Source organism: Pseudomonas sp. NFACC46-3, assembly GCF_900114515.1.
In the GTDB taxonomy this organism is placed as follows: domain Bacteria; phylum Pseudomonadota; class Gammaproteobacteria; order Pseudomonadales; family Pseudomonadaceae; genus Aquipseudomonas; species Aquipseudomonas fluorescens_Q.
On sequence record NZ_FOTH01000049.1, the window covers coordinates 14,394 to 29,639 of the forward strand.

Here is a 15,246-nt window from a genome sequence, read left to right on the forward strand (position 1 = left end):
GCGGTTTATCCTCGGATCGCCCAGAAGGCCAGGTTCAGCCCTGGGAACTGGCCGGCGATGTGGAATGCGAAGCCGCCAGAGTTGCTCAGCTGCTGCCAGTGATCGCTGCCGCGGTCGAGCTCGTAGTAAGTGGAGCCGGCGTGGTACGGCAGCTGCCGTGGCGCCACCGGCAACGGCAGCAGGCCGATGCCCGGCAGTTGCAGGTTGACCAGATCGCGGATGTGCTCCACCGAACCGACCTTGCTCTGCTGGCCGAAGCGGCCGCGCAGGGTCTCGGCCGGCACGTCGGCGCGCACCACCAGGATGAAGCTGGCACTGTCGAGCAGGGTCTTGTCGGCCAGCATCGCCACGTGGATGCCGTAGGCTTTCTCGACAATCGGAATCGGCGTCGCCTTGCTGTCGATCAGCATCGACAGGGCTTCGCGCAGGGCCTGCATCACGGGCGCGTAGCTGAGCGCCAGGTCATCGTGCTGGTAAGGCGGGTATTGCTGCGGTCGTCGCCCGGACGCGGTGAACGTGGAGAACTCCCCGGCCAGGCTTACCAGCTCGCTGTAGAAACGCTCGGGATGCAGTGGGCTCAACTGGCTCAGGTGCTGGATCAGCGGTTGGGCGCGGTTGACCAGTTGCAACAGCATGAAATCGGCAATTTCCGAGGCGCCACCGGCGCCGGACGCCACCACCCGCCCGGCCAGGGCTTCGCCGCGTTGATGCAGCAGGCCCAGCAGTTCACTGCGAAACGCCGACAGCGGTTTGGAGGCGATGACATCCAGCAGTGGCGGGATGTAGGTGTCGTCGAGCACCAGGGCACGGTCGGCGCGTTTTTCCTTGATGCGCACCACACCGATGGCGGCGTAGTCGCCGATGCCATCCTGTTCGGTCAGCAGCCGCAGCGCCCGCGAGCCAAGGGCCACCGGTGCGCGGTTTTCGAACGGTGCGTTGTCGTCGCGCACTTCGCACACCTGGCTCACATAACGCGCAGCGCCGAGGTCTTCGCCTTCGTCCACGGTGTCCCGGGCGCCGGCGCGCTTGAGCGGCAGGGCCAGGTACACCAGGCCATCGCGCAGGTTGTCATCGACGTTCAGCGGGGTGGGCGCCAGGTCATCCTGGGGAATGTTGAAGGGCGTACCGTCCGGCAACAGGCCGCGCGCCGAGATGATCGCCAGCTTGCCCTGGGCCAGCAGGCCCTGGTCGATCAGCAATTCGGAAAAACCCCAGGCGCCGGCCGACAACGGGCGGCTGCGTGCGTCGATGAGGTTTTCCAGGTAACGGTCATGCTGTTGGAAGTGCTGCGTTCCAATGAACATGCCTTCCGACCAGACCACGCGATTGTTCCAGGACATGGGGGCTCCGATTGCTTATTGGGCAGGGCTGGATGGGGGGACGACGACGGCGCTGCGCACGGCGCGCACATCGAGGCTGATCTGGTATTCGGTGTATTCGCGCGCCGGGACATTCATCACCGTGCGCCACAGCGACTGGTCCAGTTCGCGATAGCCCACCAGTATTCCGATATGCCGCGTGGCCGGATCGAGGTCGCGTTGCAGGCTCAATTGCTGGCCGGGCTGGATCAGCACCTCGTCCTGGTCGATCAGGTCGGCGCCCAGCGTTGCCTGGGCCCGTTCGGCGAGGGCGAAATAATCGGCACGACCGAAGGTCGCGGCATTTTTCAGTTCGAAAATGCGCACCCGGACCGGGGCCGGCTGGCCGGTGGCGCCGGGGTTGAGGCCGGCAATGGCGTGAAAGTGCAGCTCGATGGCGGCGGTGTCGGCCTCAGCTTCTTCGGGCTGGGGGTTGGCCGCATCCTTGGCGCACGCCGTCAGCAGAAGCACGGTGGCAACTGCGAGTAAAAACCTGGGAATCATCCTGCGTCCTCAATGACGTTTGAGCTATCCGTTGTGTGCCGATCAATCTTGTTATGGGACGGCGCCGCTTAGCGGCGTCGCTGTCGCGTACTGTGTTCTTCGTAGGCGCGGCTGAACTCGCGACCGAACAGGTCCTGGAAATCCTCTTGGGCTTCCCGGGAAATGTTGCTGTAGAGCTCGGTGAACTGCTGCCAGTACTGGGCCTGTCGCGAGCCACTGAAAATACCCGAGAGCCCACCGGGCTTGGCCATGCGTTCTTCCAGTTGCGCCGGCTCAAAGCGCCCCAGCAAATGCTTGATGGCCGCTTCCACACCAGCCATTACCGCCAGTTGGTGGGCCCGCAAGTCATCGAAACTGTCACGCACCGCCGCGTCCGGGGCCATGAACGCCTGATTGCCGTGGCGCAACAGCAACAACAGGGCCTCATCGACGTTGGGGGCGAATTTCAGCGGGTTGTTTTCCACCGGCTGGATCATCGTCTGCTGGATGCGGAACTCACCCTTGAGGCTGCTGCGGGCGCGCAATACATCGATCAGGCCTTCGACCATCAACCGGTAACTGCGCCCGATGCTTTCCATCTGTGCTTCGGCGTTGGCCTTGTCCAGGCGCAACTGGTCCAGCCCGGCACCGCGCAGGAAAGCTTGCAGCAAGTCGGGTTGGGCGGCCTCGGCCGGGACAGCCGGAGCAACCGGAGGTGCGACCGGGGGCTCGACGCGGGTGACCGACGCTTCAGGCACGGGGGCCGGCGGCGGTGCGCTGATTTCAGCAAAGATGTCGGCGAGCGGAGCCTGCGGGGCAGGCGTCGCGACCGGCTCAACCACGGGCGGCAGCGGCACAGGCGGCGGGGCCACGGGCTGCGGGGCCACCGCCACCGGCTTGTCGCTAAAGGGGTCCCAGTCGTCCGGAATCATCGAGGCAGACGGCGGTATCACCGGCGCCACCACGGGCGGCGGGCTCGGCCGGGGAATCGGCGTCGGCGGGCGGAAGTTGTGCTGCTCGGCCGGCACATGGTCAGGCTGGGTGGCCGGCGGGACACTGCTCGGGCTCAAGAAATCGAACAGGTCCGGCAGGGTGTCCATGGCCGACCCGCCCTGGAAATGCGCAGGCGCAGCCACTGGAATCGGCGATGGCGCATGCACCGCGGCGCCCTGGCGCCCCATCAAGGCCTCGAAAGTGCTGGGCGATTCGGCGAACGGGTTGCTGTCGGTGACTGGCAGGCTGAAATCGACGCGCGCCTGGATTTCATAATCACCGATGCGGATCACTTCGCCGTCTTGCAGGGGTTCGCTGTTGCCCTTGCGCAGGCGAACACCGGCCTTGACCAATTCCACACCATTAGTGCTGTTATCGGTTAAGTAATAACGCCCATCTTTGTATTGGATAACGCAATGTTTGCCGGAAACCAGACGCTCAGGGTCCGGCAATACCCAGTCATTATCGGAATTACGGCCAATTGCCATCACCCCCTGATCCATGGACTTTTCAGAACACTGGCCCGGGGTAATCTTGTGATAACTAGTGATAGTCAAACACAGCGGCATCTTGCCTCCTTGCTGAATACTTCGCGCGCGGGCGGGTGAAGTGAGGATTGAAGCCCCGACTACCCACCAACAACCTTGCCAACCACCGCGAAACGGCTTTTTGCCAGCATGATTGCTGATCATAACCGGCTTGCGTGACAAAAACCCCACGTCAGTTGCCGCTTCGACCGATGGGTCGAGCAGGCTGTTAAGCGCATCACAACTGTTACAGAGGGGCTACACTGGTGAAATAGCTTACCTTGACAAGCGATAAGTACTACACCAAAAATGCACAACTTCTTGAATATAGATGATGGCACTTTAAAATCACCTAGGATTTAAAAGGCCATTACCGTCAAGGAACATGTGAGTTTCATCCGAAACTTGCGTGTGAACTGCCCGACTTCTTCAGCGGGTGATAGGGAGATCGATCCAAGTGGATGTGCCTTTGTTGCTCGCCGCCGTTTCCGCGACTTCGCCGTGCGGTGAAGATCTGGAATATGACGCGGATTTCTTGCGCCTGGAACGCGACTCCCGGGGCCAGCCCGAGCGCAGCATGGGCGATTCGATCTTGCCTGCCGAGCCTCCTGAATGGCGCAGCATCCAGCAGCAGAGCCTGGACTTGCTGCAACGCAGCAAAGACCTGCGCATCACCCATTTCCTGTTGCAAAGCTCCCTGGCCCTCGAAGGCCTGCCGGGCATGGCCCGTGTGCTGACGCTGATCAGCGAACTGCTCAAGCAATACTGGGCCGAGTTACATCCGCGCCTGGACGCCGATGACGACAACGACCCCACTGTGCGCATCAATGCCCTCGCCGGCCTGACGTCCGACGTCACCATTCGCTTGCTGCGCGAAAGCATCCTGGTCCGCTCGCGGACCTTCGGCGCCGTCAGCCTGCGCGCCGCCGCCAACGCCAGCGGCCTGCAAAGTTTCCCGGATGAGAACCTCGGTGCCGAACAGCTCGCCGGGGCCTTGCTCGACAGCGACCCCGAACAGTTGGAAATCATCCGTGCCGCCCTGCAGGAAGCCCGCAGCGCCGCCGAAACCATCGAACAGCAGGTCAGCGACCAGGTCGGTTCCGCCCAAGGTGTGGACCTCGGCCCGTTGAAGCAACCGTTGAAGATGGCCCTGCAGATTCTCGGCCAGTTCGCCCCGCAGAGTGGCGACAGCGCCCAGGCCGATTCCGTCAGCGACAACAGCCCAGCGCCCACTGAGCATGCAAATGTCACAAGCTCACCGCGCAACACCAATAACAGCACCAGCACCGTCAGCGGCGACATCAACAACCGCGACGACGTGCTGCGCAGCCTGGACCGGATTCTCGCTTACTACACCCGTCATGAGCCCTCCAGCCCGCTGCCGGTGCTGTTGAACCGGGCCAAGAATCTGGTGCACGCCGACTTCGCGGCCATCGTGCGCAACCTGATTCCCGACGGCATGAGTCAATTTGAAAACCTGCGCGGCCCAGACAGCGAATAAAAAGCGAGCGGATCACGCAGTCACGTCACCGGCACCCCCGATGACGCCAACACCGTCGCTCAAGCGACCAGGAGCAGCAACGTGGCGAAGCAAAGTTCTCAGAAATTCATCGCGCGCAACCGCGCGCCTCGAGTGCAGATCGAGTACGACGTCGAGCTCTACGGCGCCGAGAAAAAGGTCCAGTTGCCCTTCGTCATGGGGGTAATGGCCGACCTCGCCGGCAAGCCCGCCGAGCCTCTGGCCCCTGTGGCTGATCGCAAGTTCCTCGAGATCGACGTCGACAATTTCGACTCGCGCCTCAAGGCCATGCAGCCGCGCGTGGCGTTTCATGTGCCTAACGAACTGACCGGCGAAGGCAACCTGAGCCTGGACCTGACGTTCGAAAGCATGGACGACTTCAGCCCGGCGGCCGTGGCCCGCAAGGTCGATTCGCTGAACAAATTGCTCGAAGCGCGTACCCAGTTGGCCAACCTGCTGACCTACATGGACGGCAAGACCGGCGCCGAAGAAATCATCATGAAGGCGATCAAGGACCCAGCGCTGTTGCAGGCCCTGGCGAGCGCGCCGAAGCCAGCACAGGACCAATGATCATGACTGACAATACAGCCCGCGAAGGCGTGCAGAACCTGGGCGCAACCGAAGAAACCAGCGAGTTCGCGTCCCTGCTGCTGCAAGAATTCAAACCCAAGACCGAGCGCGCCCGCGAAGCCGTCGAGACCGCCGTGCGTACCCTGGCCGAACAGGCCCTGGCGCAGACCGACCTGGTGTCCAACGACGCCATCAAGTCGATCGAATCGATCATCGCCGCCATCGACGCCAAGCTCACCGCCCAGGTCAACCAGGTCATCCACCATCCCGACTTCCAGCAACTGGAAAGCGCCTGGCGTGGCCTGCACTACCTGGTCAACAACACCGAGACCGATGAGCAGCTCAAGATCCGCGTGCTCAACATCTCCAAGACCGACCTGCACAAGACCCTGAAGAAATTCAAGGGCACCGCGTGGGACCAGAGCCCGATCTTCAAGAAGATGTACGAAGAAGAATACGGCCAGTTCGGCGGCGAGCCTTACGGCTGCCTGGTAGGCGACTACTACTTCGACCAGTCGCCACCGGATGTCGAGCTGCTGGGCGAACTGTCGAAAGTCTGCGCGGCCATGCACTCCCCGTTCATCGCTGCGGCATCGCCGACCGTGATGGGCATGGGCTCGTGGCAGGAACTGTCGAACCCACGCGACCTGACCAAGATCTTCACCACCCCGGAATACGCCGGCTGGCGCTCGCTGCGTGAATCGGAAGACTCGCGCTACATCGGCCTGACCATGCCACGCTTCCTGGCACGCCTGCCGTACGGCGCCAAGACCGACCCGGTGGAAGCCTTCGCCTTCGAAGAAAACACCGACGGTGCCGACAGCTCCAAGTACACCTGGGCCAACGCCGCTTACGCGATGGCGGTGAACATCAACCGTTCGTTCAAACACTTCGGCTGGTGCTCGCGCATCCGTGGCGTGGAGTCCGGCGGTGAAGTGGAAAACCTGCCAGCCCACACGTTCCCGACCGACGACGGTGGCGTGGACATGAAGTGCCCGACCGAAATCGCCATCTCGGACCGCCGTGAAGCGGAGCTGGCGAAGAACGGTTTCATGCCGCTGCTGCACAAGAAAAACACCGACTTCGCCGCGTTCATCGGCGCTCAGTCGTTGCAGAAACCGGCCGAATACGACGACCCGGACGCCACCGCCAACGCCAACCTGGCGGCGCGCCTGCCGTACCTGTTCGCCACTTGCCGTTTCGCCCATTACCTCAAGTGCATCGTGCGCGACAAGATCGGTTCCTTCAAAGAGAAGGACGAGATGCAGCGCTGGTTGCAGGACTGGATCCTCAACTACGTCGACGGTGACCCGGCGCACTCCACCGAGACCACCAAGGCCCAGCACCCGCTGGCTGCCGCCGAAGTGATCGTCGAAGAAGTCGAAGGCAACCCGGGGTACTACAACTCCAAGTTCTACCTGCGTCCGCACTACCAGCTCGAAGGGCTGACCGTGTCGCTGCGCCTGGTATCGAAACTGCCGTCGGCCAAGGGCGCATAAACAACCGTTGAAATGGGCTTTCCTGTGGAGGCCCTTTGTGGCGAGGGAGCTTGCTCCCGCTGGGTCGCGTAGCGGCCCTTCTTGTGGGTGCTGCGCACCCAAGCGGGAGCAAGCTCCCTCGCCACAGAGTGGTCCACAAGAGATCTTCATTGAGTTCACAGATTTCGCAAGGTCAGCGTCAACCAAACAATGTGGTTAGAAACCACACAGGGAGAAAACATGGCTGTTGATATTTTCATCAAGATCGGCGACATCAAGGGCGAGTCCATGGACAAGGCCCACAAGGACGAGATCGATGTCCTGAACTGGAGCTGGGGCATGTCCCAGTCCGGCAACATGCACGTGGGCAGCGGCGGTGGTGCGGGCAAGGTCAACGTCCAGGACCTGTCCCTGACCAAGTACGTCGACAAGGCGTCGCCGAACCTGATGATGCACTGCGCCAGCGGCAAGCACATCGACAAGGTCAAGCTGACCGTGCGCAAGGCCGGCGGTGAAAGCCAGGTCGAGTACATGATCATCAACCTGGAAGAAGTGCTGGTTACGTCCCTGAGCACCGGCGGTTCGGGCGGCGATGATCGCCTGACCGAAAACGTCACCCTGAACTTCGCCAAGGTGCTGGTGGACTACCAGCCACAGAAAGCCGACGGCACCAAGGAAGGCGGTCCGGTCAAGTTCGGCTGGAACATCCGTCAGAACGTCAAGGTGTAATCGAACACGCCCCCGGTGCCACGCGCCGGGGGTGTTTGGTGCTTGCTCGAATCCAATCCTTTACAGCGCGGTGTGAGTCATGGCCAAGCCTTCGTTTATCAATCTGTGGAAAGCCTATTCCGATCTGCTGGTGACCTACCCAGACGCGAAACCCTGTGATGGTCCGTGGGCAAACCAGTGCGCTATCCGCATGAGCATCACGCTCAATACAGAGCTGACCATCAAGGTCAACAAGTCCACCTACACCGAACCCAAGTGTGCACATGAGCACGCCAGGGGGGCCGAATCGCTGGCGAACTGGTTGTGGAAACATCACCTGGGCCGCCCGTTGATCCTCGGCGGAACTGCCGCGGACCGACGCAAGCTGCAAGACAAGACCGGCCTGATTTTCTTCAAGGATTGCTTCCAGCAATTGGGAGAGTCTTCGGACGGTCGCACCGGCGACCATATCGACCTCTGGAACCGTGGCCTGACCCTCGGGTATGACGATCCGGCCTATCGATCCAGGGCGATCTGGTTCTGGGAGCTTTTATGAACAAGGCTCGTTGCGCTGTATTGATTGGCTGCCTGTTTTCGAGCCTGACAGCCTGTGCCGGGCAGCAAGCCTCATCGGCAACTTCAACCGCAGCGGTGAATCAAGTCGTCGTGATGGGCGGGCAACAGTTGACACTGGTCGATGACCAACAACGCTGCGCGCTACGCAAACCAGACCAGACGCTAATGCCACTCGACCTGCCATGGCCCTGCCAGTTCACGGTAGACAGACAAGGCAAATCTCATGTCGAGACCTTTGGCAAGGTGCCTATTGTCATTGTTCTTCATTTCTCGACCGCGGCTCAGAACAGTCCGCAATGTCACTCCGAGTACCGCGCCATACGCCTGATCAATGGGCAACTCGAACCCTCGATAATCGCTCGCCGCGCCAGCTGCATGGGCGGCACAGGTGACCAGAAGAATTACACGGGCCTTTTCACTTGGTAACCGAAATCGCCACCCGTGATCGCCTCCAGCCATCCCTATTGGACCGGTTGACCGACGACGATCCGACCAATCCCAAGGAAAGCGCCGACAAACGCGTGCTGTCCCTGACCCAATTGAAAGCCTCCGTGCTGCGTGACCTGGCGTGGCTGCTCAACACCACCTCATTGCTCAGCGCCGATGCCACGTTGCACACCCCGGCGGGCACCTCGGTGGTGAATTTCGGCCTGCCGGCACTGGCCGGCAACAGCGCGTCGAACGTCGATGTCTCGGCCCTGGAAACGCTGATCCACCAGGCCATCGCCACGTTCGAGCCGCGAATCCTGCGCCACACCCTGCGCGTGCGCGCCCGGGCGACGGCGGAGATGAACCACAACGCCTTGAGTTTCGAAATCGAAGGCGATCTCTGGGCCCAGCCGGTGCCACTGCGCCTGATGCTGCAAACCGACCTGGACCTGGAAACCGGCCATGTGCGCGTGGTCAACGCCGACCAGCGGAGACGCTCATGAACCCGCGCCTGCTGGAGCTGTACAACCAGGAACTGCACCACGTGCGCGAGAGCGCGGCGGAGTTCGCCAAGGAATACCCGAAGATCGCCAGTCGGCTGACCTTGTCCGGCATGGACTGCGCCGACCCCTATGTCGAGCGCCTGCTGGAAGGCTTCGCCTACCTGACGGCGCGGGTGCAGCTCAAGCTCGACGCCGAGTACCCGACCTTCACCCACAACCTGCTGGAAATCGCCTACCCGCATTACCTGGCGCCGACACCGTCGATGACCGTGGTGCAATTGCAGGCCGACCCGGACGAAGGCTCGCTGAGCAGTGGCTTCCCGCTGCCGCGCGATACGGTCCTGCGTGCCGCCCTGGGGCGTGAAACCCAGACCTGCTGCGAGTACCGCACCGCCCACGCGGTGACGTTGTGGCCGTTGCAGGTCAGCCAGGCCGAGTACTTCGGCAACCCCTCCGCCGTGCTCGGACGCCTGGCCGCCAGCGAGCCGAAAGCCAAGGCCGGCCTGCGCCTCACACTGCGCACCGGCGCCGAACTGCCGTTCAACAGCCTGGCCCTGGACAACCTGCCGCTGTACTTGAGCGGTGCCGACGAACAGCCTTTCCGCCTCTACGAACAACTGCTGGGCAATGCCTGCGCGGTGTTCGCCCGCAAGCCCGGCGGCGACTGGGTGGAACGCCTGCCCCAGGATGCGTTGCGCTCGCGCGGTTTCGACGATGCCGACGCCGCGCTGCCGGTGGTGCCGCGAGCCTTCCAGGGCTATCGCCTGTTGCAGGAATACTTCGCCCTGCCCCACCGTTTCCTGTTTGTCGACTTCACCCAGTTGAGCCGCGCGGTCAAGCGTTGCGACGGCCAGGAACTGGAGCTGATCGTGCTGTTCGACCGGCACGATCCGAGCCTGGAAGGCAGCGTCGGCGCTTCGCAGTTCCTGCCGTTCTGCACCCCGGCCATCAACCTGTTCCCCAAGCGCCTGGATCGCATTCACTTGTCGGATCGGGTCAACGAACACCACGTGATCGCCGACCGTACCCGGCCGATGGATTTCGAAGTGCATTCGCTCAGCGGCCTCACTGGCCACGGCACCGGGCCGGAGCAGCCGTTCCTGCCGTTCTACGCCGTACGCGATCCGTCCCGTTATGGCCGCGACCAGGCCTTTTACACGGTGCGGCGCGAACCCCGTGTGCTGTCCAGCGACCAGCGGCGCAACGGCCCACGCTCGACCTACATCGGCAGCGAAACCTTCGTCAGCCTGGTGGACAGCCAGCAAGCGCCTTATCGCCACGACCTGCGCCAACTGGGCGTGACCGCGCTGTGCACCAACCGCGACCTGCCGCTGTTCATGAGCGTGGGCAACGGCAAGACCGACTTCACCCTCGCCGACAGTGCGCCGGTTGGCGCCGTGCGTTGCGTGGCAGGTCCCAGTCGCCCACGGGCCAGCCATGCCCACGACGCCAAGGCCTGGCGGCTGATCAGCCAGTTGTCGCTGAACTACTTGTCGTTGAGCGAACAAGGCCAAGGCGCCGCCGCCCTGCGCGAACTGCTGCGCCTGTACGGCGACAGCAACGATGCGGCGCTGCAATTGCAGATCGAAGGCCTGCGCGAAGTCAGCAGCAAGGCTTGCACCCGGCGCTTGCCGATGCCCGGCCCGATCGTGTTCGGGCGTGGTCTGGAGATCACCCTGGAATTCGATGAAAACGCGTTTCGCGGCACCGGAGTGTTCCTGCTCGGCGCCGTGTTCGAGCGCTTCCTGGCACGCTACGTGTCGATCAACAGTTTTACCGAGACGGTGATCCGTACCACCGAACGCGGCGAGATCATGCGATGGAAAGCCAAGCCCGGACGTCGTCCGACCCTGTGAGTACCCTGGAGGCGATGCACCAGGAGCCCTGGGAATACGACTTCTTCCAGGCGCTACGGCGCATCGAGTGCGAATCCCCCGAGCTGCCGCGCCTGGGCCATTCTCTGCGCCTGGCCGATGACCCGCTGCGCCTCGGCCAGCAGGCCGACTGCACCTTCGCCCCGGCGACCCTGGCCTCGGTGCAACCGGGCAGCGACGGCACCCCGGCACGCCTGGAGCAGTTCTTCTTCGGCCTCGGCGGCCCCAACGGCCCGATGCCGCTGCACATCACCGAATACGTGCGCGAACGCCAGCGCAACAATGGCGACAGCACCAGCAAGCGCTTTCTCGATGTGTTTCACCACCGCTTGCTCAGCCTGTTTTACCGGGCCTGGGCCGAAGCGCGGCCGACGGTCAGCCACGATCGCCCGGACGATGACTATTGGTCGGCGCGCCTGGCCGCCCTCAGCGGCCGGGGCATGCCGAGCCTGCTCAAACAAGGGCTGATCCCCGACACGGCGAAGCTGCACTACAGCGGCCACCTGTCGGCGCAAACCCGCTACCCGGACGGCTTGAAGGCAATCCTCAGCGAGTACTTCGGCCTGCCGGTGGAGATCGAAGAATACGTCGGCCAATGGCTGGAATTGCCCGAACGCAGCCGCGTCGGGGTCAGCGCTCATCAATTGGGCGTGGACTTCTGCCTGGGCCGCTTCGTGTGGGATCGCCAACACAAATTCCGCATTCGCCTGGGGCCACTCAAGCTCGTTGACTACATGGGCATGCTGCCCGGCAGCCAACCGTTCAACGAGCTGGTGGCCTGGGTCGCCGAATACCTGGGGCATGAATTGGACTGGGACCTGAACCTGGTCCTGGCACAACCCGAAGTCCCGGCACTGCAACTCAATGGTCGCTTCCGCCTGGGCTTCAATACCTGGCTGGGTCGCCCCGAAACCGATGCCAACGATCTAATACTGGCCCGGCATTACGCCGAACAGGCCAACACCTCACAGACCTCAAGGAGCCATGAGCATGGGTGAAATCAGTCGCGCCGCGTTGTTCGGCAAACTCAACAGCGTGGCCTACAAAGCCATCGAAGCCGCCACCGTGTTCTGCAAGTTGCGCGGTAACCCTTATGTGGAATTGGCCCACTGGTTTCACCAGTTGCTGCAACTGCAGGACTCGGACCTGCACCGCATCATCCGCCAGTTCAACATCGAGCCGGCGCGCCTGGCCCGTGACCTCACCGAAGCCCTCGACCGTCTGCCACGGGGGTCGACGTCGATCACCGACCTGTCGTCCCACGTGGAAGAAGCCGTGGAACGCGGCTGGGTCTACGGCAGCCTGATGTTCGGCGAAAGCCAGGTGCGCACCGGTTACCTGGTGCTGGGCATCCTCAAGACCCCGAGCCTGCGCCACGCGCTGCTGGGTTTGTCGTCGGAGTTCGACAAGGTCAAGGTCGAGGCCCTGAGCGAGCGCTTTGACGAATACGTCGGCGACTCGCCGGAAAACGCCCTGACCGCCAGCGACGGTTTCAATGCCGGTGCCGTGCCGGGCGAAGCCAGCGGCGCCATGGCCCCTAGCGCCATGGGCAAACAGGAAGCCCTCAAGCGCTTCACTGTCGACCTCACCGAGCAGGCCCGCAGCGGCAAGCTCGACCCGATCGTCGGGCGTGACGAAGAGATCCGCCAACTGGTGGACATCCTCATGCGCCGCCGGCAGAACAACCCGATCCTTACCGGTGAAGCCGGCGTGGGCAAGACCGCCGTGGTCGAAGGCTTTGCCCTGCGCATCGTCGCCGGCGACGTACCGCCGGCCCTCAAGGACGTGGAACTGCGCAGCCTCGACGTGGGCCTGTTGCAGGCCGGCGCGAGCATGAAAGGCGAGTTCGAACAGCGCCTGCGCCAGGTCATCGAAGACGTCCAGGCCTCGCCCAAGCCGATCATCCTGTTCATCGACGAAGCCCACACCCTGGTGGGTGCCGGTGGCGCCGCCGGCACGGGCGACGCAGCCAACCTGCTCAAGCCGGCGTTGGCCCGTGGCACCTTGCGTACCGTGGCGGCCACGACCTGGGCCGAGTACAAGAAGCACATCGAGAAAGACCCGGCCCTGACCCGCCGTTTCCAAGTGGTGCAAGTGGCCGAGCCGTCGGAAGACAAGGCCCTGCTGATGATGCGCGGCGTGGCTTCGACCATGGAAAAACACCACCAGGTGCAGATCCTCGACGAAGCCCTGGAAGCATCGGTCAAGCTGTCTCACCGCTACATTCCCGCGCGCCAGCTGCCGGACAAATCCGTGAGCCTGCTGGACACCGCTTGCGCCCGCGTCGCCATCAGCCTGCACGCCGTGCCGGCCGAGGTGGACGACAGCCGCCGGCGCATCGAAGCACTGGAAACCGAGCTGCAAATCATCGCCCGTGAACACGCCATCGGCGTGGTCATCGGCACTCGCCAGACCCAGACCGAAAGCCTGCTGAGCGCCGAGCGCGAACGCCTGGCCGAGCTGGAAAGCCGCTGGGCCGAAGAGAAAACCCTGGTGGACGAACTGCTCGCCACCCGCGCCACCTTGCGCGAACGCGTTGGCGTGGTGGACAGCGAAGACGCCAGCGAAGCTGCCGACAACGAAAGCCACGCCCTGCGCGAGAAACTGGTGGACCTGCAGCAGCGCCTGACCGCCCTGCAAGGCGAAACCCCGCTGATCCTGCCGACCGTGGATTACCAGGCCGTGGCCTCGGTGGTCGCCGACTGGACCGGTATCCCGGTGGGCCGCATGGCCCGCAACGAACTGGAAACCGTGCTCAACCTCGACCAGCACCTGAAAAAACGCATCATCGGCCAGGACCATGCCTTGCAGATGATCGCCAAGCGCATCCAGACCTCCCGCGCCGGCCTCGACAACCCGAGCAAGCCGATTGGCGTGTTCATGCTCGCCGGCACCTCCGGCGTGGGCAAGACCGAAACCGCCCTGGCCCTGGCCGAAGCCATGTACGGCGGCGAACAGAACGTCATCACCATCAACATGAGCGAGTTCCAGGAAGCCCACACCGTGTCCACCCTCAAGGGTGCGCCACCGGGTTACATCGGCTACGGCGAAGGCGGCGTGTTGACCGAAGCCGTGCGGCGCAAACCGTACAGCGTGGTGCTGCTGGACGAGGTGGAAAAAGCCCACCCCGACGTGCATGAAATCTTCTTCCAGGTGTTCGACAAAGGCGTGATGGAGGACGGCGAAGGCCGGGTGATCGACTTCAAGAACACCTTGATCCTGCTGACCACCAACGCCGGCACCGAGCTGATTGCCGACGTCTGCAAAGACCCGCAGAACGTGCCGGAGCCGGAAGAAATCGCCAAGGCCCTGCGCCAACCGCTGCTGGAGATTTTCCCGCCGGCCTTGCTGGGTCGCCTGGTGACGATCCCGTACTACCCGCTCAGCGACGAGATGCTCAAGGCCATCACCCGCCTGCAACTCAACCGCATCAAGAAGCGCGTGGAGAGCACCCACAAAGTCGCCTTCGACTACGACGACGCGGTGATCGATTTGATCGTCTCGCGCTGCACCGAAACCGAAAGCGGCGGACGCATGATCGACACCATCCTGACCAACAGCCTGCTGCCGGACATGAGCCGCGAGTTCCTGACCCGCATGCTCGAAGGCAAGGCCTTGGCCGGCGTGCGGATCAGCGCGGTGGATAACGAATTGCAGTACGACTTCAGCGACGCGGCCTGACGGTAAGGAACACTGCAAAACCCTGTGGGAGCGAGCTTGCTCGCGATAGCGCAGTCACATTCAACATCCATGTTGACTGACATACCGCCATCGCGAGCAAGCTCGCTCCCACAGTTGTTCCAATCAGCACCGCAGCCATTACAACGATGAGATAACCGATGTTATTCAACCAAGCCTCACGCCTGGCCAAGGTCACCAGCCCCCTCGGACCTGAGGTGCTGTTGCTCAAGGACATGGGCGGCGGTGAAGAATTAGGGCGGCTGTTCAACTACGAGTTGCAGCTGCATTCGCTGGACAATGCCATCGATCTCAACCAGCTGCTTGGCAAGCCCATGTGCGTCAGCCTGCAGCTCGATGGCGGTGGTGAGCGCTACTTCCATGGCATCGTCGCCCGCTGCAGCCAGAACGTCGACCAGGGCCAGTTCGCCAGTTACCAGGCGACGTTGCGGCCGTGGTTGTGGCTACTGACCCGCACCTCCGATTGCCGGATTTTCCAGAACCTCACCATCCCGCAGATCATCAAGCAGGTGTTCCGCGACCTGGGCTT

Annotated in this window: 14 protein-coding genes; 11 read left to right on the top strand and 3 right to left on the bottom strand. The window is 62.9% G+C overall.

What is annotated here, in order from left to right; genetic code table 11:
• Nucleotides 1-5: 5 nt before the first annotated feature.
• From tssK to tagH, 3 genes are all read right to left on the bottom strand, one after another.
• A complete protein-coding gene (gene tssK, locus BM300_RS28040; protein WP_092464566.1) occupies nt 6-1,340 on the bottom strand; it encodes a type VI secretion system baseplate subunit TssK in 1,335 nt (444 codons plus the stop codon).
• Nucleotides 1,341-1,355: 15 nt separating this feature from the next.
• Nucleotides 1,356-1,862 (bottom strand): type VI secretion system lipoprotein TssJ, encoded by a 507-nt coding sequence (tssJ, locus tag BM300_RS28045; protein ID WP_003206918.1) that lies wholly within the window; start codon nt 1,860-1,862, stop codon nt 1,356-1,358.
• 68 nt (nt 1,863-1,930) lie between these two features.
• Entirely contained in the window at nt 1,931-3,403 is a 1,473-nt protein-coding gene (gene tagH, locus BM300_RS28050) for a type VI secretion system-associated FHA domain protein TagH (RefSeq protein ID WP_092464568.1), read from the bottom strand.
• 415 nt (nt 3,404-3,818) lie between these two features.
• Between tagH and tssA the strand changes: the two genes are divergently transcribed.
• From tssA to BM300_RS28110, 11 genes are all read left to right on the top strand, one after another.
• A complete protein-coding gene (gene tssA / locus BM300_RS28055) occupies nt 3,819-4,862 on the top strand; it encodes a type VI secretion system protein TssA (protein WP_092148340.1) in 1,044 nt (347 codons plus the stop codon).
• 81 nt (nt 4,863-4,943) lie between these two features.
• A complete protein-coding gene (gene tssB, locus BM300_RS28060; RefSeq protein WP_003177230.1) occupies nt 4,944-5,450 on the top strand; it encodes a type VI secretion system contractile sheath small subunit in 507 nt (168 codons plus the stop codon).
• Nucleotides 5,451-5,452: 2 nt separating this feature from the next.
• A complete protein-coding gene (gene tssC, locus BM300_RS28065) occupies nt 5,453-6,949 on the top strand; it encodes a type VI secretion system contractile sheath large subunit (RefSeq protein WP_063323773.1) in 1,497 nt (498 codons plus the stop codon).
• Nucleotides 6,950-7,168: 219 nt separating this feature from the next.
• Nucleotides 7,169-7,657 (top strand): Hcp family type VI secretion system effector, encoded by a 489-nt coding sequence (locus tag BM300_RS28075; protein WP_003206927.1) that lies wholly within the window; start codon nt 7,169-7,171, stop codon nt 7,655-7,657.
• A 79-nt stretch (nt 7,658-7,736) separates the two neighbouring features.
• Nucleotides 7,737-8,192: a T6SS effector amidase Tae4 family protein gene (locus BM300_RS28080; protein ID WP_063323772.1), complete on the top strand. Its 456-nt coding sequence runs from the start codon at nt 7,737-7,739 to the stop codon at nt 8,190-8,192.
• Nucleotides 8,189-8,638 (top strand): hypothetical protein, encoded by a 450-nt coding sequence (locus BM300_RS28085; protein ID WP_092221233.1) that lies wholly within the window; start codon nt 8,189-8,191, stop codon nt 8,636-8,638. Before BM300_RS28080 ends, BM300_RS28085 begins: the two co-directional genes overlap by 4 nt.
• Nucleotides 8,632-9,144: a type VI secretion system baseplate subunit TssE gene (gene tssE, locus BM300_RS28090; protein ID WP_003206934.1), complete on the top strand. Its 513-nt coding sequence runs from the start codon at nt 8,632-8,634 to the stop codon at nt 9,142-9,144. The genes BM300_RS28085 and tssE overlap by 7 nt, the downstream gene beginning before the upstream one ends.
• A complete protein-coding gene (tssF, locus tag BM300_RS28095) occupies nt 9,141-11,000 on the top strand; it encodes a type VI secretion system baseplate subunit TssF (RefSeq protein ID WP_092464572.1) in 1,860 nt (619 codons plus the stop codon). The genes tssE and tssF overlap by 4 nt, the downstream gene beginning before the upstream one ends.
• Complete coding sequence (gene tssG / locus BM300_RS28100) at nt 10,964-12,016, top strand: type VI secretion system baseplate subunit TssG (RefSeq protein ID WP_092148349.1); 1,053 nt, start codon at nt 10,964-10,966, stop codon at nt 12,014-12,016. Before tssF ends, tssG begins: the two co-directional genes overlap by 37 nt.
• On the top strand, nt 12,009-14,699 hold the full coding sequence (gene tssH, locus BM300_RS28105) for a type VI secretion system ATPase TssH (protein WP_092148352.1): 2,691 nt from the start codon (nt 12,009-12,011) through the stop codon (nt 14,697-14,699). Before tssG ends, tssH begins: the two co-directional genes overlap by 8 nt.
• Nucleotides 14,700-14,857: 158 nt before the next feature.
• The coding region (locus BM300_RS28110; RefSeq protein WP_256575866.1) for a contractile injection system protein, VgrG/Pvc8 family at nt 14,858-15,246 on the top strand (389 nt) is incomplete at its 3' end.

Excerpts from the sequence above, each read along its gene's own strand:
- tssK (WP_092464566.1), bottom strand. The coding sequence starts at position 1,340 with ATGTCCTGGAACAATCGCGTGGTCTGGTCGGAAGGCATGTTCATTGGA.
- tssJ (WP_003206918.1), bottom strand. The coding sequence starts at position 1,862 with ATGATTCCCAGGTTTTTACTCGCAGTTGCCACCGTGCTTCTGCTGACG.
- tagH (WP_092464568.1), bottom strand. The coding sequence starts at position 3,403 with ATGCCGCTGTGTTTGACTATCACTAGTTATCACAAGATTACCCCGGGC.
- tssC (WP_063323773.1), top strand. The coding sequence starts at position 5,453 with ATGACTGACAATACAGCCCGCGAAGGCGTGCAGAACCTGGGCGCAACC.
- BM300_RS28075 (WP_003206927.1), top strand. The coding sequence starts at position 7,169 with ATGGCTGTTGATATTTTCATCAAGATCGGCGACATCAAGGGCGAGTCC.
- BM300_RS28080 (WP_063323772.1), top strand. The coding sequence starts at position 7,737 with ATGGCCAAGCCTTCGTTTATCAATCTGTGGAAAGCCTATTCCGATCTG.
- BM300_RS28085 (WP_092221233.1), top strand. The coding sequence starts at position 8,189 with ATGAACAAGGCTCGTTGCGCTGTATTGATTGGCTGCCTGTTTTCGAGC.
- tssF (WP_092464572.1), top strand. The coding sequence starts at position 9,141 with ATGAACCCGCGCCTGCTGGAGCTGTACAACCAGGAACTGCACCACGTG.
- tssG (WP_092148349.1), top strand. The coding sequence starts at position 10,964 with ATGGAAAGCCAAGCCCGGACGTCGTCCGACCCTGTGAGTACCCTGGAG.
- tssH (WP_092148352.1), top strand. The coding sequence starts at position 12,009 with ATGGGTGAAATCAGTCGCGCCGCGTTGTTCGGCAAACTCAACAGCGTG.